The organism is Streptomyces sp. NBC_00503 (assembly GCF_036346895.1).
GTDB lineage: Bacteria > Actinomycetota > Actinomycetes > Streptomycetales > Streptomycetaceae > Streptomyces.
In genome coordinates this window covers 660632-678956 of sequence record NZ_CP107855.1, presented here as the reverse complement: position 1 = coordinate 678956, position 18325 = coordinate 660632, and the positions used below count along the sequence as shown (strand labels likewise).

15 protein-coding genes are annotated in these 18325 nt (G+C 70.3%); 12 read left to right on the top strand and 3 right to left on the bottom strand.

Annotated features, from left to right (window positions below; genetic code table 11):
- Positions 1–19 precede the first annotated feature (19 nt).
- The 7 genes from OG490_RS03175 to OG490_RS03145 all read left to right on the top strand — a co-directional run bounded on the left by OG490_RS03175 (position 20) and on the right by OG490_RS03145 (position 9087).
- Entirely contained in the window at positions 20–1939 is a 1920-nt protein-coding gene (locus OG490_RS03175; protein ID WP_330294742.1) for a glycoside hydrolase family 5 protein, read from the top strand.
- A gap of 148 nt (positions 1940–2087) precedes the next feature.
- Positions 2088–2393: a WhiB family transcriptional regulator gene (locus OG490_RS03170; RefSeq protein WP_443065740.1), complete on the top strand. Its 306-nt coding sequence runs from the start codon at positions 2088–2090 to the stop codon at positions 2391–2393.
- 50 nt (positions 2394–2443) lie between these two features.
- On the top strand, positions 2444–2800 hold the full coding sequence (locus OG490_RS03165) for a PRC-barrel domain containing protein (protein WP_330294740.1): 357 nt from the start codon (positions 2444–2446) through the stop codon (positions 2798–2800).
- Between the two features lie 442 nt (positions 2801–3242).
- Positions 3243–3587, top strand: coding sequence for an STAS domain-containing protein (locus tag OG490_RS03160; protein WP_330294739.1), 345 nt, complete (start codon positions 3243–3245; stop codon positions 3585–3587).
- Between the two features lie 509 nt (positions 3588–4096).
- Positions 4097–5374: a ricin-type beta-trefoil lectin domain protein gene (locus OG490_RS03155; protein ID WP_330294738.1), complete on the top strand. Its 1278-nt coding sequence runs from the start codon at positions 4097–4099 to the stop codon at positions 5372–5374.
- Entirely contained in the window at positions 5371–6759 is a 1389-nt protein-coding gene (locus tag OG490_RS03150; protein ID WP_330294737.1) for a ricin-type beta-trefoil lectin domain protein, read from the top strand. Before OG490_RS03155 ends, OG490_RS03150 begins: the two co-directional genes overlap by 4 nt.
- A gap of 57 nt (positions 6760–6816) precedes the next feature.
- Entirely contained in the window at positions 6817–9087 is a 2271-nt protein-coding gene (locus OG490_RS03145) for an RICIN domain-containing protein (RefSeq protein ID WP_330294736.1), read from the top strand.
- Between the two features lie 30 nt (positions 9088–9117).
- Here the strand turns inward: OG490_RS03145 and OG490_RS03140 are convergent, their stop codons facing one another.
- Together OG490_RS03140 and OG490_RS03135 are read right to left on the bottom strand one after the other, a co-directional pair.
- A complete protein-coding gene (locus OG490_RS03140) occupies positions 9118–9654 on the bottom strand; it encodes a SixA phosphatase family protein (protein ID WP_330294735.1) in 537 nt (178 codons plus the stop codon).
- A gap of 208 nt (positions 9655–9862) precedes the next feature.
- Positions 9863–10438 carry a hypothetical protein gene (locus tag OG490_RS03135; protein ID WP_330294734.1) on the bottom strand — a complete coding sequence of 192 codons (576 nt, stop codon included), beginning with the start codon at positions 10436–10438 and terminating at the stop codon, positions 9863–9865.
- 201 nt (positions 10439–10639) lie between these two features.
- Here OG490_RS03135 and OG490_RS03130 point away from each other — a divergent pair, with 201 nt between their 5' ends.
- Positions 10640–11335: a DUF998 domain-containing protein gene (locus OG490_RS03130; RefSeq protein WP_330294733.1), complete on the top strand. Its 696-nt coding sequence runs from the start codon at positions 10640–10642 to the stop codon at positions 11333–11335.
- On the opposite strand, the gene OG490_RS03125 is transcribed toward OG490_RS03130, so the two are convergent.
- Positions 11324–12976 carry an MFS transporter gene (locus tag OG490_RS03125; RefSeq protein WP_443065739.1) on the bottom strand — a complete coding sequence of 551 codons (1653 nt, stop codon included), beginning with the start codon at positions 12974–12976 and terminating at the stop codon, positions 11324–11326. The two genes, OG490_RS03130 and OG490_RS03125, sit on opposite strands and share 12 nt — an antisense overlap.
- 265 nt (positions 12977–13241) lie before the next feature.
- Between OG490_RS03125 and OG490_RS03120 the strand changes: the two genes are divergently transcribed.
- The 4 genes from OG490_RS03120 to hpf all read left to right on the top strand — a co-directional run bounded on the left by OG490_RS03120 (position 13242) and on the right by hpf (position 18210).
- On the top strand, positions 13242–14288 hold the full coding sequence (locus OG490_RS03120) for a fatty acid desaturase family protein (RefSeq protein WP_330294732.1): 1047 nt from the start codon (positions 13242–13244) through the stop codon (positions 14286–14288).
- 292 nt (positions 14289–14580) lie between these two features.
- A complete protein-coding gene (locus OG490_RS03115) occupies positions 14581–16749 on the top strand; it encodes a glucose PTS transporter subunit IIA (protein WP_330294731.1) in 2169 nt (722 codons plus the stop codon).
- A gap of 146 nt (positions 16750–16895) precedes the next feature.
- Positions 16896–17747: a PRD domain-containing protein gene (locus tag OG490_RS03110; protein WP_330294730.1), complete on the top strand. Its 852-nt coding sequence runs from the start codon at positions 16896–16898 to the stop codon at positions 17745–17747.
- Positions 17748–17910: 163 nt separating this feature from the next.
- Positions 17911–18210, top strand: a complete 300-nt coding sequence (hpf, locus tag OG490_RS03105; protein ID WP_330294729.1) for a ribosome hibernation-promoting factor, HPF/YfiA family — start codon at positions 17911–17913, stop codon at positions 18208–18210.
- Positions 18211–18325: the final 115 nt, after the last annotated feature.

The following is an 18325-nucleotide window of genomic DNA, read 5'->3' as shown; positions in this document are numbered from 1 at the left end:
AGGTCCCTCGGAGGACACAGTGAGAAGACCCCTACTGCCGGCGGTACTCGGCGCGGCGCTCCTGCTCGGAGCGCTCGGCGCCTCCCCGGCAGCCGTCGCGTCCGCGTCCGTGGCCGCGGCGAGCGCGACTCCCGCGGCGGACGGCACGCCCGCCGCCCTGTCCGACTCCTGGCGTGCGCCCCTCAGTACGCGGGGCCGCTACATCGTCGACGCGGACGGCAACCGCTTCAAGCTCAAGTCCGCGAACTGGCACGGCGCCCAGGGGTCGTGGAACGGCTCCGGTGACATCAACGACCCGGCCAGCCACCACGACGGCGAGAAGTCCGACCAGATGCCGCTCGGCCTGGACCGCGCGCCGATCCCGCGGATCCTCGACGGATTCCACGAGCTCGGCATCAACAGCATCCGGCTGCCGTTCTCGAACGAGATGCTCCACGACCAGCGCTCGGTCTCCGACGCCTCGGTCGCCGCCAATCCGCAACTGCGCGGCAAGACCCCGCTCCAGGTCTTCGACGCCGTCATCGCCGCCACCACCGCCGAGGGCTTCGCGGTGGTGCTCAACAACCACACCAACACCTCGCGCTTCTGCTGCGGTCTGGACGGCAACGAACGCTGGAACACCAGCCAGTCCACCGCGCAGTGGGAGGACGACTGGATCGGCCTCGCCCGCCGCTACAAGGACAACAAGCGCGTCGTCGGCGCCGACCTCTACAACGAGGTCCGCCGCACCATCACCGACGACGCCAACTGGAACTGGGGCGACGGCCACGACTGGTGGGCCGCGTCCCAACACCTCGGCGACCGGCTGCTCACCGAGGCCAACCCCGACCTGCTGGTGATCGTGGAAGGGATCAACTGGCAGGGCATCCCGGCCGACGGACTGCCCCACAGCCGTCCCACCCTCGAACCGGTACGCACCCTCTCGCACACCCTGGTCGCCTCGAACAAGCTGGTCTACTCGGCGCACTTCTACGGCTACACCGGTCCGAACCACACCGGCGCGACCGGTACCGGCGAGACGCACGATCCGCGTTACCAGGACCTCTCCCGCGAGGACCTGTTCGCGACCCTGCAACGTCAGGCTTTCTACGTCACCTCCGAAACCGGCACCCACTTCACCGCACCCCTGTGGATCAGCGAGTTCGGCATCGGCAGTGACGAGACCAACCCGAAGGCGCGAGCCTGGTTCGGGAACTTCGTGGACTACCTGATCGCCAACGACACCGATTTCGCCTACTGGCCCCTGGTCGGCTGGGCCGGACACGGCAGCTGGTCCATCCTCAACTTCGATGATTCCGGCCGCCGTTCAGGGATCCTGGACGGCGCCGACTGGCGGGCCGCCAACTGGAACAGGCTGGTCTCCGCGCCGCAGAAGAGCGGGCAGATCGCGGTCTCCGACACCTGGGACATGCTCAACCTCGATCACGCCGATGCCGTCCAGTCAGCACGCATGAGGACGCTCGGGGACTGGGACTCAGGAGCCCGCAAGGGCACGTGCCCCGACGGGCAGCGGGTCCTCGGCCTGTCGCACCGTGACGGGCGCGGGCTGTGCACCGACGCCGGGGCCGCCGCTCTGGCCGCCACCGTCCCGGCGACGACCGTCGTGAGCGACGAACGCTACGTACGGCAGGGCGACTGGGCCGGCGGCTACACCAAGTACCAGTGCGGGCCCGACCAGTTCATGACCGGCTACAGCCTGCGCGGCCAGGCGGTCTCCGCGGTCCTCTGCGCCCAGGCCGGCAGGACGCTCGGGACGAACGGCCGCACCGTCTGGTTCGACCGGGGTGACAACAGGCCGGCCGGAGGCCCCGGGGGAGAGTTCGCGTCCGGCAACTACAAGGGGCAGTGCGGAACGGACGAATACGCCGCGGGGATCGCCTTCACCGGGGCGTGGGCCAAGGGCAAGACGCCTGACGCCCTGTTGTGCCGCAAGCTGTGACGGTGGAGGGCGCGGTGACCCACCGGGGAGCGATGGGCGGCTCCGGCTGACGTCGGGCTGTTTGAGCCACGCATTCCTGGCCAGACGAGAAGGGATCGCGCATCCGAATCCGGTGCGAATCCGGTCCGTCTCCGATGGAGGTTCCGAGGTGGGAAACGTGACACGTCTGCCCGGCCGTGCCGAGCACCACTGGTTGTGGCAGGAGCGGGCCGCCTGCCGGGAACTGGGCTCGCGCCTCTTCTTCCACCCCGCGGGCGAGCGGGGCCCGGAACGCGAGGCGCGGGACGCGGCGGCGAAAGAGGTGTGCGCGCTGTGCCCGGTGCAGCGCGACTGCCTGCGGCACGCGCTGCGGGTGGGGGAGACGTTCGGGGTCTGGGGCGGGCTCACCGAGGACGAAAGGCGTCGGCTCCGCGCCGTTGGAGAGGACAGGTCCGCACTGTCCTCCACTGCCTGAGTCCCGCCGTCCCCGTCTGCCGAGGGAGTTGTTTCCGCAGGGCTGAGAACGTGTGGAGTTGCACGTCGACCGCCGGTCACCTGGCCGGAGCCGATCTGACCGGCTACGAGGTCGAGGCGACCGACGGTGCCATCGGCAAGGTGGACAAGCACTCCGGCGAGGCGGGTGACGCCTACCTCGTCGTGGACACCGGTGTCTGGATCTTCGGCAAGGAGGTCCTGCTCCCGGCGAGCACCGTGATCCGGGTCGACGAGGCCGAGGAGACGGTCTACGTCGGCGGCGCCAAGGAACAGATCAAGAACGCCCCGGAGTTCCACCGGGAGACGCACCTCGACGACCTCGGGTACCGCGAGGTGCTCGGCACCTACTACTCCCACGGCGGCCCCTTCGGCGGCCGCATTGTCTGATCCGGATCCGGTGAGGGGCCCGAACCCGATGGGTTCGGGCCCCTCACCGGACCCCGACGAGTACCCCGCGCCACAGCACGTGCCGCCACCGGGCCCACCAGCGGGACGGCGGCAGGTCCCAGACGCTCTCCATGCACGGACCAACTCCCCGCGGTACCGGCGGGTGACGCGGCGGCGCTCCTGCCGGACCGGTCAACGGCCGGTGGGCCTGACGGTGGCCGAGCGAGACATGGTGGCCACTCCCTCCCGATTGACTGACGGCTGCCCGGGCGCTTTTGCCCCGGCTTTCCGGGCCTGCACACATCGGCGGGCACCGGTCCGTTCCCCGGGGCGCGCGGTGCCTCCGAAGGCCTGTGCCCCGCCCCGCGCGGACTCGTCGGCCGAGCGACCGGGCATACTCCCTTGACGAGGACGTTGCAGGCGGCGATCCGGGGAGGCGGACATGACCGGAGCAGGGGACGCGTACCGGCCGGGTGTGCTCGGGGACGCCTACTCGGCGCAGGGCGGGTGGGTGGTGGCGGCCCGCGGGGAGCTGGACCAGGACACGCTGGCCCCGCTGGAGGAGGCCCTCACCTCGGCCGCGGGCCGATACCCGATGGTGGTCCTGGACGCCGGATCGATCACCTTCGGGGACTCCTCCTTCCTGAACCTGCTGCTGCGGCTGCACCACCTCACGGTCCTGCGCATCGCCGCCCCCGGCGAGCAGTTGCGGCGGGTCTTCGCCGTGACCGGCGCCGATACCATCCTCTCCCTCCACGCGAGCGTGGAGGAGGCCCTGGCGGCGTGAACGCCCGCCGGTCAGCCGGAGTGGGAGTACGGACCGGCCGCGTGCCGGCTCCGGCCCCCGACGAGCCGGAAGAGCCGTCCCAGGTCAGCAGCAGATGCGCGGTGCCGGCCCGCGCTGCCCCGACTCCTTCCGCGACGGGAAACGAACGTGCCCAGCCCACTGCCTTGACCGCCATTGCCCTCACCTCTTCCCCGCCGTCGAGCGCGCGCTACGGGTTCGTCTACCCGGAGCCGGCGAGGGCATCCGAGGATTTCCGCACCACGCTGCGGGAATTCGGGTTCGGTCCCGATGCGGCTGCGTTCAGGAATGTGGTCCATACCAAGCCCTTGACAGGGTTTTCGTTCACTACTTAAATCACATTGTGATGAAAGGGCCCCCCGGGCCCGACTTCTCACCCCCGTCCCTGTCGGCGCAGCAGCCATTCGGGTTTGCGAGCGCTCCCATGCCCGTGCTTGTCATATGCATGCCACAGGACGATATATCCGCCATGCTCCCTGGAAGGGAGAGTCATGCACCCCCCACACTTATCCCGACGCCTGCTGCTGTCTCTCGTCTCGGTCCTCACCCTCGCGTCGCTGTCCACCGGACTTGCACAGGGTTCGCCCGCGCCGGCGGTGGCGCAGCCACCCGCGACGGCGGCCGCAGCGGCGGCCGCCGTCACCTTCTCCGACGAGTTCGACGGACCGGCGGGCTCCGCCGTGGACGGCGGGAAGTGGCAGATCGAGACCGGCGACAACGTCAACAACCACGAGCGGCAGTACTACACGGCGGGGAACCGCAACGCCGCCCTCGACGGCCAGGGCCATCTGGTCATCACCGCTCGCCGTGAGAACCCCGGCAACTACCAGTGCTGGTACGGAAGGTGCGAGTACACCTCCGCCCGGCTGAACACGTCCGGTCGCTTCACCACGACCTACGGACGCGTCGAGGCCAGGATGAAGATTCCGCGCGGGCAGGGCATGTGGCCCGCGTTCTGGATGCTCGGAAACGACATCGGCCAGGTCGGCTGGCCCAGCTCCGGCGAGATCGACGTCATGGAGAACGTGGGCTTCGAACCGTCCACCGTCCACGGCACCCTCCACGGTCCCGGGTACTCCGGCTCCGGCGGCATCGGCGCCGGGTACACCCTGCCCGGCGGCCAGGCGTTCGCCGACGCCTTCCACACCTTCTCCGTCGACTGGAGCCCGAACGCCATCACCTGGTCCGTCGACGGCGCCGTGTACCAGCGCCGTACCCCCGCCGACCTCGGAGGCCGGCAGTGGGTCTTCGACAAGCCCTTCTTCCTGATCCTCAACCTCGCGGTCGGCGGCTATTGGCCCGGCGACCCCGACGGCAGCACGGCCTTCCCCCAGCAGCTCCTGGTCGACTACGTACGGGTCACCACCGACCCCGCCCCGCCGGCCGGCGCCGGCACCATCACCGGCCTGGGCGGCAAGTGCGTGGACGTGGCGGGAGCCGACACCGCGAACGGGACGGCCGTGCAGCTCTACGACTGCAACGGGACCGCGGCCCAGAGCTGGTCCGTGGGCTCCGACGGCACGGTACGGGCGCTGGGCAAGTGCATGGACGTGACATCGGCCGGCACCGCCGACGGCACCCGGACGCAGCTGTGGGACTGCAACGGCTCGGGTGCACAGCAGTGGTCGGTGAGCGCGGCGCGCGACATCGTCAACCCGCAGGCCAACAAGTGCCTGGACGCGACGGGAAACACCTCTGCCAACGGCACCCGGTTGCAGATCTGGACCTGCACCGGAGCCGCCAACCAGAAATGGACGGTGAACCGATGACCCTACGACTCCTGCACGTGCCCGCGGTGCGCGGCGTACTCGGCGCAGCCGCCACCGCGGCCCTCGTCGCCGGTCTGACCGGCAGCCCCGCGAGCGGCGCCGCGGCCGCCACCGGCACCGTCACCGGCCTCGGCGGCAAGTGCGTGGACGTGGCCGGTGCCAACACCGCGAACGGGACCGCCGTGCAGCTCTACGACTGCAACGGGACCGCCGCGCAGCAGTGGAGTGTCGGCAGCGACGGCACGATACGCGCACTCGGCAAGTGCATGGACGTGACATCGGCCGGCACCGCCGACGGAACCCGGATCCAGCTGTGGGACTGCAATGGCAGCGCCGCCCAGCAGTGGTCGGTCACCGCGGCGCGCGACATCGTCAATCCGCAGGCGAACAAGTGCCTGGACGCGACGGGAAACACCTCGGCCAACGGCACCCGGCTGCAGATCTGGAGCTGCACCGGAGCCGCCAACCAGAAGTGGACGGCGCCGGACGGGGGCGGTACCCCGGTACCCGGACCGGGGGCCATGGCCGTGGCACCGTACCTCTACAACGGCTGGGGGAGCCCGCCGAGCCCCACCACCGTGACGAACGCGACCGGCGTCAAATGGTTCACGCTCGCGTTCGTCCTCAGCAACGGCTCCTGCAATCCGCAGTGGGACGGCAGCCGGCCGCTGACCGGAGGCGTCGACCAGCAGACGGTCAACACCGTGCGGACGAACGGCGGCGACGTCATCCCTTCCTTCGGCGGCTGGAGCGGCAACAAACTGGAAAGCTCCTGCGGCAGCGCGGGCGAGCTCGCCGCGGCGTACCAGAAGGTCATCAACGCGTACGGGCTGAAGGCCATCGACATCGACATCGAGGCGGCGGCGTACGACAGCCCGACCGTCCAGCAGCGCACGGTCGACGCGCTGAAAACCGTCAAGGTCAACAACCCCGGCATCAAGGTCTACGTCACCTTCGGCACCGGACAGGACGGCCCCGACGGCAGTCTGATCAGCAAGGCCGCCGCTTCCGGGCTGACGGTCGACAGCTGGACGATCATGCCGTTCGACTTCGGCGGAGCCGGCCAGAACATGGGAGGGCTCACCATCCGTGCGGCCGAGGGCCTCAAGAACGCGGTCAAGAACGCCTACGGGTACTCGGACGACCTCGCCTACCGCCACACCGGGATCTCCTCGATGAACGGCATCACCGACAACGGCGAGACGGTGACCGTCGACGACTTCCGCACCATTCTCGGCTACGCCCAACAGCGTCACCTCGCGCGGCTGACCTTCTGGTCGGTCAATCGTGACCGGCCCTGCACCGGCGGCGGAGCCGACACCTGCTCGGGTGTTTCCCAGCAGCCGTGGGAGTTCACCCGCGTCCTCGCCCAGTACAACGGCTGACCCCTCCCGTCGCCGCCTACCCCCCACTCATGCCGTACAGCCGGCACAGGAGAGAACGTGCTCAGTTCCCCACGCAGGCCCCGAGCGGTTCGCCATGGCCCGAGCCGGGCCCGCGTCGCACGGCCCTGGACCGCGGCCCTGGTGGTCGCTGCTTCGGCCGCGTCGGTCCTCACCGCCCTTCATCCCAGCCAGGCCGCCACCCCGCGGGCCGCCACCCCGAACGCTGTCGCGAAGGCGGCCGCCGACCTGCCCACGAGCTGGTCCACCGTCGTCAATGCCGGCAGCGGCAAGTGCCTGGACGCGCGGTCGGCCGCGACCGCGAACGGCACTGCGGTGCAGCAGTACTCCTGCAACAACAGCAACGCGCAGCAGTGGGGCTTCACGCCGACCAGCGACGGCTTCGTGCGGATCGGCAACCGCAACGCGAGCACCCAGGTCGTCGACGTGAGCGACGTCTCCTCGGCCGACAACGCCGCCGTGCACCTCTGGGCGTACGGCGGCGGCGACAACCAGCAGTGGCGGGCCGTCGACGAGGGTGGCGGCGCGTACCACTTCGTCAGCCGCCACAGCGGCAAATGCCTGGACGTCCCGGCCGCCTCGACGGCCGACAGCGTCCAGCTGGTGCAGTACACCTGCAACGGCACGGCGGCCCAGCGCTTCCAGGTGGCGCCCGTGAACACCGCGCCCGGGGACGTCGACCTCGGACCGAACGTGGTCGTCTTCGACCCGTCGATGCCGTCGTCCGCCATCCAGAGCCGCCTGAACTCCGTCTTCCAGCAGCAGGAGACCAACCAGTTCGGCTCCCAGCGTTACGCCGTGATGTTCAAGCCGGGTACGTACAGCAACGACGTCAACGTCGGTTTCTACACGCAGGTCCTCGGCCTCGGTCAGTCGCCCGACTCGGTGACGATCAACGGCGCCGTGCACGTGGAGGCGGACTGGTTCCCGCCGCAGAACGCCACCCAGAACTTCTGGCGCGGTGCCGAGAACCTCTCGGTGAACCCGACCGGCGGCACCGACCGGTGGGCGGTCTCGCAGGCGTCCGGGTACCGGCGCATGCACGTCCGCGGCAACCTCGAGCTGAGCGACGGCGGTTGGGCCAGCGGCGGGTTCATGGCCGACAGCAAGATCGACGGACAGGTCCGGTCCGGCACCCAGCAGCAGTGGCTGACCCGCAACTCCCAGCTGGGCAGTTGGACGGGTTCCAACTGGAACATGGTGTTCGTCGGCAGCCAGGGCGTGCCGGGCAACACGTTCCCCAGTCCGCCGTACACCACGGTGGACCAGACGCCGACGGTCCGCGAGAAGCCCTTCCTGTACGTGGACGGCGCGGGCGCGTACAAGGTGTTCGTACCGTCCCTGCGAACCGACTCCACGGCCACCAGCTGGGCGAACGGGAATGCGGCGGGCAGCTCGCTCGGCATGGACCAGTTCTACGTCGTCAAGGCCGGAGCAACGGCCGCACAGATCAACGCAGCCCTGGCCGAGGGCAAGAACCTGCTGGTCACCCCCGGTGTCTACCACCTCGACCAGACCCTGAAGGTGACCCGCCCCGAGACGGTCGTCCTCGGTCTCGGCCTCGCCACTTTCCTTCCTGACAACGGTGTCACGGCCATGACGGTCGCCGATGTCGACGGCGTGAAGGTCGCGGGTGTCCTCTTCGACGCCGGAACCACCAACTCGCAGACCCTGATGGAGATCGGCCCGGCCGGCGCCGCCGCGAACCACGCGGCGAACCCCACCTCTCTGCACGACGTCTACTTCCGGGTCGGTGGTGCCGCTGTCGGCAAGGCGACGACGAGCCTGGTCGTCAACAGCGGCCACGTGATCGGCGATCACATGTGGATCTGGCGCGGCGACCACGGCAGCGGCATCGGCTGGAACAGCAACACGGCGGACACGGGGCTCGTCGTCAACGGCGACGGCGTCACCATGTACGGCCTGTTCGTCGAGCACTACCAGAAGCATCAGACCATCTGGAACGGCAACGGCGGGCGGACGTACTTCTACCAGAACGAGATGCCGTACGACCCGCCGAACCAGGCCGGCTGGATGAACGGCTCCACCCAGGGCTACTCGGCGTACAAGGTCGCGAACTCGGTCACCAGCCACCAGGCCTACGGGCTCGGCAGCTACTGCTACTTCAACGTCGATCCGAGCGTGACCGCCGAGCATGCCATCGTGGCCCCCAACAGCCCGAACGTGCGCTTCCAGAACATGGTGACCGTCTCGCTCGGCGGCACGGGGACCATCCGGCATGTCATCAACGACCGGGGCGGCCCCTCCAACGCGTCGACCAACGTGGCCAACCTGGTGAGCTACCCGTAGCCTGCCGGGCCGTGCGCCGCCCGCAGTTCGTCAGTGGGCGGCGCCCCGGGGGACGGCGAAGTCGGCGAGCCGGACCGATCCCGGCGTGAGCTCCGGCCAAGGGCCGGGGCAGGCGAGCACCGCGATCGCGGACGTCGGGAATTTCTCCGACAGGCGCTCGACCGCTCCGGCTTCCGCGGGGTCCAGGGGCTCGCGGGCGAGCATGACGGCCAGATCCGCCAGGCCCGGGTTGTGCCCGACGAGCAGCAAAGTCCCTACTTCCTCCGGCACTTCGGACACCACCTCCAGCAGGTCTTCCGGCTCGGCGGCGTACACCCGCTCGTCAAAGCGCACCGGGACCTCGGCGCCGAGCTGTCCGGCTGCCAGCGCCCAGGTCTCGCGGGCCCGCCGGGCGGTGGAACAGATCACCAGCGCGGGCAGGCAGCCGGCGTCGCGCAGCCAGCGGCCCGCCGCGGGCGCGTCCCGCAGCCCCCGCGGGCCGAGCGGCCGCTCATGGTCCGCGACGTCGGGCCAGGCGGATTTGGCGTGGCGCAGCAGCACCAGGCGGGCGTCGGATCCCGTGCTCATGAACTCACCCTCATGGGCTCAGCCTCGCACGGTCCACCGGACCGGGGCGGGCCGAACCGTCCTCGAGAGGGCCTGAATGAGGTGCTGCACCCGCCTCCCGGCCATCGAAGTAACCGGACGCGCAGCCCCGCTCTGAGGGCGCACGCCGAACGAGGAGGACGGCCATGGACGAGCAGGGCGGCTCAGGAGGAATCCCGGCGCACGCGAGCTAAGGGCAGGACTCTTCGGTTTTGGCGACGGTGAAGGTCAAGGGCTGGCCGGTGAGCGCGGTGCCGGCCTTCGGGTCCTGCGTGCAGACCTTCCAGTTCGACTCCTGGAGGACCATGCGGCTCTGCGCCGCGTCCTTCACGGTGATGCTCGCATTGGCCGGGAGGGCGGAGCGGACGGCCTTCATGCCCTGGCCGACGAAGTTCGGCATGACGTCGCCCGCGGGCTTCGGGGCCGGTGCGTCCGTGGCGGGGCAGGTTTCTTCGAGCTTGACCGCGCCGAAGTCCACAGCGGTCTTGGTGTCGAGGCCCGCGCCCGGCCCGGGGGTCTGGCTGCACACCTTCCAGTTCCGGTCGAGAGCCTGGAGCCGCTCGCGGCCGAGGGCGTCGTGCGACGTGAGGACGAAGAAGCCGGCCCGCTGCGCTTCGTCCTGGGCCGTCTGGAGGCCCTTGCCGACGAGGTCGGGCAGAGTGGCCGTTTTGGTGGCTGTGCGGGCGCTGTGACCGGTCTGTGCCGCAGGAAGACAGCGCTGTGACGGTTCTGCCTCGGCGTTGAGGATGCTCGGCGGCAGCCTCAACGCCGTCGTAACCGATTCCTCCTCCCCCCCGGGAGCCCTGCGCAGACTCGCCGGACCGGGGTGACGTTCCGGCGGGGGGTGAGGGGACAGACTGGGAGGAGCGGTCACCGGACGGTCTGACGGCTGCACGCAGACCCGAAGAGCCGGGCGGGGCGACCCGAGTCCGCCGGGTACGGGAACTCTCCGTCGATCGGTCCTCACATGCGCGAACTCACCATCACGGCGTCGAAGCGACTCGTGGCCGGGGGCATTCTCTGGGCGTCCCTGGTCCAGATGTTCGTCGTCAACAACGTGATCGTCCTTCCGCGTGCCACGAACCAGAACCTGGTGCACGAGATCATCTCGGCGCTCGGGGTCACGCGGTGCGGACACGTCGGAGGGGTCCGCTTCTGCTCGCCCCTGCACGAGGAGGCCAACGCCGCCTGGATCATCGGCGGGGTGTGCCTGGCCGCGGGTGCGCTGCTCAACATGGCGGTCGTGCCACCGGGCCGGACGCGGAACCTGGCCTTCGGTGCGCTGGCCGTCAGCGGTCTGGGACTCCTGTCCAGCGGCCTCAACCCGTACAACCTCCGCCCGGCCCTCCACCTGCTGTCCGCCGGTACGTGCTTCTTCTGCGGCGGCGTGGGCGCACTGCTGCTCGGCGGTCTGATCCGGCGGGCGCACCGGCCGCTCTGGGGCACCCTGGGCGTCGTGTGCGGGGTGACCACTCTCGTCTTCACCGTCCTCACGGGCCTTCGGCCCGACCCCGGGGTGCAAGGACTGTTCGAGCGGACCTCCGCCTGGCCCACCGTGGTGTGGATCATCGGCTCCGGCGGCTCCATCGCTCTCCAGGCCTGGCGAGCCTCTCGTAGCAGCGGGGCTGAGCGAACTCCCGGCGTGTCCCCGTCAGACGGGTGACTGCTCCCCGCTCTCCTCCGTGCCCTTCGGGGTCACCCGCGTCCCCGGGTGCAGGAACGAGCACAGGAGAGCCGCGGCCATGGCGATGGCCATGCCGTAGAAGACCCTTTGGTTGGCCTCGGCGTAGTCCATGCGGACGGCCCGATCCGCGGTGCGCAGCACCGCGCTGATCGGCCCCACGCCGCTGGCCCGGTGGTCGTCCGGGTGGCCGGTGACGGCTTCCGCGACCCCGCGGGCCAGGCTCCGGGCCTCCGCCTCCGGCATGCCCCTCGTGGTCAGTGTCATCGTGACCCGGCTGGTGGTGACGTGGACGAGGACCGTCCCGAAGACCGCCATGCCCACGGCGGCCGCGAAGTTGCGCACGGTCTGGGTGATCCCGGTGACCTCGCCGTACGAGGCGTCGATCGACCGGTTCGCGGCGTCGGTGGCGGCCGGGGACAGCAGGAGGCCGATGCCCGCCCCGGCCAGCGCGGCGTAGGGCCACTGGTCGTGCGGCGCCAGCTCGGTCAGCTTCCCCGCCCACAGGGCGAAGCCGACGCAGCCGACCGCGCTGCCGAGCATCATCGCGGGCCGGGCCCCCCGTTTGTCGAGGATCCGGCCGCCCAACTGCGCCGAGAGCCCGAAGCCCGCGAAGAAGTACAGCAGGTAGAACCCGGCCTCGTCGGGCGAGGCGCTCAGGCAGATCTGCGCGTACACCGACGCGAAGAACATGACCGGGACGAAGGCGAGCATCGCGAAGAACAGCACCAGCACATCGGCTGTGAACGCCCGGTCCCGGAAGACCCGCAGCTTGATCAGCGGTTCGTCCGTGCGCAGTTCGTGTCGGCAGAACAGTACGAGGACGAGCAGGCCGGCGAGGGTGCACGCCCAGGTCGCCGGGGACGCCCAGCCCCAGGCGGACGCCTGCTGGAGACCGAGCACGCTCAGCCCGAGGCCCACGGCGACGAGCACGGCGCCCGGCAGGTCGAGGCGTTCGGGCCGCCGGACGTCCGGGACGTGGGCGACGGCGGTGAGGACGAGCGAGAGAACGGCGATGGGCACGTTGACCCAGAAGATCGCCCGCCAGGTCCAGGCGGTCAGCCACCCGCCGAGCACCGGGCCGAGGGCGGTCAGTGATCCGGCGAGGACGTAGAACAGGGCCAGTGACCGGCCGCGTTCGTCGACGGGAAAGGCGCCGATGACGACGGCGAGCGCGGCGGGGAAGACCAGCGCGGCGCCCAGCCCCTGGGTGGCCCGGAACACGATGAGCCAGCCCTCGGCGAATTCCCCGGTCGGCACCGAACCGCACAGTGCGGACGAGACGACGAAGACGAGCGTGCCGGCCACCAGCATCCGGCGCGGCCCGAAGATGTCGGCGAGGCGTCCGCCGAGTGCGAAGAACGCGGCCAGCGCCAGCAGGTAGGCGTTGACCACCCGCTGCATCCCGGAAGCGGAGAGGCCGAGCTCCTCGATGATGCTCGGAGCGGCAATGCTCACGATCGTCTGGTCCACGAAGATCATCGCGACGGCGACGACCATGGCCGTGAAGGTGACGGCCCTGTCCGGGGCGCCCCGCCGGCGGGGCGCCCGCCCGCCGCCGTTGCCCGCGGCGCCAGGAGAGGTGCCTGCGGCGGTGCCTCCCGTGCCCTTCACGGACGCCATTCTTCCCGTCGTCGGACCGCTCCGCCCGGCGGCACACCGCGCGCCACCAGCGAAGAAGGTCGTCCGCTCGTCGCCCGGGCGGCCGGAGGTGCCGCGGGCCGTCACATCGGCGGAGCGGTCGTCACGGTCCGTGATGCGAGAGCGGCCGGAAGGAGGCCGTCGGTCGGCCGAACACCGGATCCGGGTGGAGCATGTGAGTGAAGGGTCTCCCCATCGGGACCGCCACGATCCGGCGACCATCCCTCACGGAAGGTGACCTCCGATCATGCCTTCACCAGAGTCGACGGGCCCCACGGCCGCAGGGGTGGACACGAGGAGCGACTTCGCCCGCCTCACCGATAAGATCCAGGCCGCCGGGCTGATGGACCGCCGGCCGGCACATTACGCACTGCGCGTCACCCTCGTGACGGCGCTGTACGTGTGCGGCTGGGTGGCGTTCGTTGTGATCGGGGACAGTTGGTGGACGCTGCTCGTCGCCGCCTTCCTCGCCTTCGTGTTCGGGCAGGTCGGCCTTTTGGCGCACGACATCGCGCACCGGCAGGTCTTCCGGCTGCGCAGGGCCACCGAGGTGTCCGGACGCCTCGCGGGAAACCTCGGGATCTGCCTGGGATACGGCTGGTGGCAGGACAAGCACTCCCGTCATCACGCCAATCCCAACAACGAGGACCTCGACCCCGACATCGCTCCGACGTTCCTCGTCTGGACACGGGACCAAGCACGCGCCGCGCGAGGTCTGCCCCGGCTCCTCGGTCGCTACCAGGCGTTCCTGTTCTTCCCCCTGCTCACGCTGGAAGGGTTCCACCTCCACCTGTCCTCGATCCGGTCACTGGCGGACAAGTCGCTGGGGAACCGGGTCTGGGAAGGAACCCTGCTCTTCGCGCACGTCTTCGCGTACCTCGGTGCCCTCTTCCTGGTGCTGCCACCGACCAAGGCCATCGCCTTCCTCGTGGTCCACCAGGGCCTCTTCGGCATCTACCTCGGCTCCGTCTTCGCCCCCAACCACAAGGGCATGCCGACCCTGCGGAGCACGGACAGGCCCGACTACCTGCGCCGCCAGGTGCTGACCTCGCGCGATGTCCGGGGCGGCAGGCTCACCGACCTCGTCCTCGGCGGATTGAACTATCAGATCGAGCACCATCTCTTCCCCAGCATGCCCAGCCCGCACCTTCGCAAGGCGCAGGGCATCGTCCGCCGCCACTGCGAGGAGCTGGGGATCAGCTATCTGGAAGTCGGCCTGGTGGCCTCGTACCGGCAGGCCATGGCCAGCCTCCACCACGCGGGCACGGCGATCCGGGGGGCCGGCACCACCTGACGCGGCGGTGCCGGTCGTCGGGCCCGCCCCTGCGCGCCGCGTCGGCGCCGTCCCTCGAAGGCGTCTGCCGGTGTTAAGGTTTTGTCTGATCGATCTCGATCGCAGGATTGTTACTCCCCGAGGACGCCACCTTCGTCGCCACGCGACGCCAAGGCGGTGTGCCGATCGAGGGGAGGCAAGGCCTGGGTAGCGCCGTGTGCGCGACCCGGGCCTTTTTTGTTGCCCTGATCCGGGCGGGAGAGATCGTGGACCGAAGCAGGATGGCAAGAGCCCCAGGATGCAAGGACGCATCATGAACACACCCGTAGCCGGGCCCGGCACGCAGGCGGAGCAGATCCTCCGCGGCGTCGGTGGAGCCGCGAACATCGAGAGCCTCACGCACTGCGCGACGAGGCTGCGCTTCCAGCTCCACGACGGGGCGAAGGTCGACGCGGCCGCGCTCGATGCCCTCGACGGAGTCATGGCCACCGTGCCGCAGTCCGGTGACCGCCTCCAGATCGTGATCGGCGGAGCCGTCGCACGCGTCTACTCCGAGATCATGAACCTGCCGTCGATGAGCGGCGGCGGCACGGCCCGCCCGGAGTCCGACGCCGACGTCAAGGCCGCCATGCGGGCCAAGAGCCGCGGCCGCTACGCCTGGGTCGACAACTTCTTCGAGTACCTGTCCGACTCGTTCCGCCCGCTCATGGGCGTCCTGCTGGGCTCCTCGCTCATCATCGCGATCGCCTCCGTCCTCGACGCCCTGGGCGTCGTCGACTTCCGCGCCGCCGACAAGTCCGCCACCTGGGTGTTCGTCGACGCCATGTGGCGCTCGGTGCTGTACTTCCTGCCGATCATGGTCGCCTACAACGCCGCCAAGAAGCTGAAGATCGACCCCTGGGTGGGTGCCGCGGTGATGGCCGCGGTGATGACCCCGAACTTCACGGGCATGCTCAACCCGAAGTCCGGGATCCCCGGCATCACCTGCACCACCAACGGGACGCTGGGCACCCAGGAGTGCGTGGCGCACGTCTTCGGGCTGCCGATGCAGCTGAACGACTACGGCGGCCAGGTGTTCGTGCCGCTGCTGATGGTCGCCCTGCTCGCCCTGGTCTACAAGGGCCTGCAGCGGATCTTCCCGGAGGCCGTGCACCTGGTCTTCGTGCCGTTCTTCAGCATGCTGATCATGATCCCGATCACCGCCTTCCTCATCGGCCCGCTGGGCGTCTGGGCCGGCAACGGCCTCGGTGAGGGCCTGTCGTGGCTGAACGGCAACGCCCCGATCGTCTTCGCGATCATGATCCCGTTGATCTACCCGTTCCTGGTGCCGCTGGGCCTGCACTGGCCGCTCAACGCGCTCATGCTGGTCAACATCAACACCCTGGGCTACGACTTCATCCAGGGCCCCATGGGCGCCTGGAACTTCGCCTGCTTCGGCGCGACCGCCGGTGTGCTGCTGCTCTCGCTCCGCCACCGCGAGAAGGAGATGCGCCAGACCGCCACCGGCGCCCTGGCCGCGGGCCTGCTCGGCGGCATCTCCGAGCCCTCGCTGTACGGCATCCACCTGCGCTTCAAGCGGATCTACCCGCGCATGCTCGTGGGCTGCCTCGTCGGCGGCGTGATCGTGGGCGTCATGGGCGGCGTGGACACCAAGGCCTTCGCCTTCACCTCCCTGCTGACCATCCCGGTCTTCTCCCCGATGGCCACCTACTCCATCGCGATCACGGCGTCCTTCTTCGTCTCGATGGCGCTCGTGTACTTCTCCGACTTCCGCACCCCGGAGGACCGCGCCCAGGCCAACGCCGAGCGCGACGCCGCCGAGGCGGCCTCCCGCGGGGAGTCCGCGGCGGCCGATGAGCGCGAGCTCGTCGCCGTCGGCGCAGCGGCGTCCGCCGCAGGGTCCGTCGCGGGGTCCGGCTCCGTGAGCGGTGCTTCCGCCTCCGCGGCCGGCGCTCCCGCCTCCGCGGCCGGTGCTTCCGCCTCCGCGGCCGGTGCTTCCGCCTCTTCCTCCGCATCCGCCGCCGGGAAGGGCATCGAGCTCGCCGCGCCGGTCGCGGGCCGCGTGGTAAGCCTCGACGAGGTCGGGGACCCCGTCTTCGCCTCCCGGGCTCTCGGCGAGGGCGTGGGCATCGAGCCGGCCGACGGCCGCGTGGTCGCCCCGGTCGACGGGGAGCTGATCATCGTCGCCGCCACCGGCCACGCCTTCGGCATCCGTACCGCCGACGGCATCGAGGTGCTCATCCACATCGGCATCGACACGGTCCAGATGAAGGGGGAGGGCTTCGACGTCCGCGCCGAGGCCGGCCGGCAGGTCTCCGTAGGCGACCTCCTCGTCGAGGTCGACCTCGACGCCGTGCGCGCGGCGGAGCACCCGACCGTCACCCTCATGACCGTCACGAACACGGCGGACCTCGCCTCGGTGGAGCCGCACACCGGGCAGACCGTCACGGCCGGGACCCCCGTGGTGACCGTACGGCGCTGACGCCCCTCCACCGGTCCGACGCGGGCGCGCGCCACCTCGTGGGGCGCGCCCGCGCCGGACTGGGTCGGGGGAGGGTGGCGCCCGGGCGGCGGACGATGCGGGATCATTGGGGAGAACCGGACTGTGGACGAGAAGGAGAGCGGGCGTTGAAGGCGCTGCGGGTCCTCAACAACAACGTGGTCCTCGCGCGCGACGACAAGGGCCAGGAGGTCATCCTCACCGGGCGGGGCATCGGTTTCAGCTCCCGCCAGGGCAAGCCCGTCGACCCCGCTCTGATCGTGCGCGTCTTCGTCCCGGCGGACGGCCGCGACCCCGACCACCTGAGCGAGGTCCTCGCGCTCATCGACGAGGAGGTCCTGCGGGCCGTCGTGATCGCCCTCGACGAAGCCGGCATCGAAGGGCGCGAGTCCACCCGGCCGACCCTCGCCATCGCCGTCGCCGACCACGTCGCGGGCGCGCTGGACCGGGCCGCGCGCGGCATCGTCATCGAGTACCCGCTGCGCGCCGAGGTCGAGGCGCTGTACGCCACCGAGTACCGCCAGGCCCAGCGCCTGCTGGAGGCCATCAACGAGCGCGTGGACCCGCGACTGGAAGCCTCCGAGGCGATCGCGCTCGCGCTGCACCTGGTCAACGCGGGCTTCGCCACCGGCGACCTGTCCTTCACGTACACGATGACCGGTGTCATCCAGCAGATGCTCGCCGTCGTGCGGGAGCGCTACGGGCTCTCCGTCTCCCAGGAGTCCATGAGCGCGGCGCGCTTCATCACCCACGTGCGCTACCTCTTCGTGCGGATCCAGCAGCACCGGCAGCTGACGGGGCACGAGTCCACGATCGGCCAGGGCATCCGCCGGCACTACCCGGAGGCGACCCGCACCGCGCAGCAGCTGGCGACGATCGTGGAGCTGCGCCTGGGGCAGCACCTGAGCGAGGACGAGGTCTCCTACCTGGCGCTCCACGTGGCCCGCATGACCACGGAGCCGGACGACACCGCCGCCTGAGTCCCGTGCCGGTGCCGTCCTGGGACGGCTCCGTCTGCTCGTTCCCGCCGCGCAGGGCCCCGGACGGCCGTTCCGCGGCCGGGCCGCGATAACCTTGGGCCGATTTCCCCCTTCGGAGCCCTCCTGACCAGCGAGGACCTGCCAGACAAGCGAAAGGCAAACGATGGACCACACCCTCAGCGGAGACGGCGTCGAGATCACCGACGCGTTGCGCGCGCATGTCGGCGAGAAGCTGGCCAGGCTCGATGGGCAGGGCACCGAGACCACCAGGGTCCAGGTGACTCTCAGGACCAACGGCTCGGAGCAGACCGCCACGGGCACCCTCCTCCAGGTGGACGGGCAGGACCTCACCCCCATCACCGCAGCCGCCTCCGACATGTTCGTGGCCGTCGACAAGCTTGCCGACAAGCTCTATTCCCAGGTCAGGCGGCACACGCAGCGGGAGTACGGGCGCCCCAAGTAGCCGAGGACGGCTCGGAGCCGCGGGGTCCGCGGCTCCTTTTCCTCCGGCCCGGGATGCGCGCGACCGGCCCTTCGGGGCTGTGAGTTGGCTGTGAAGCGACGTGCGCGGGGGATAC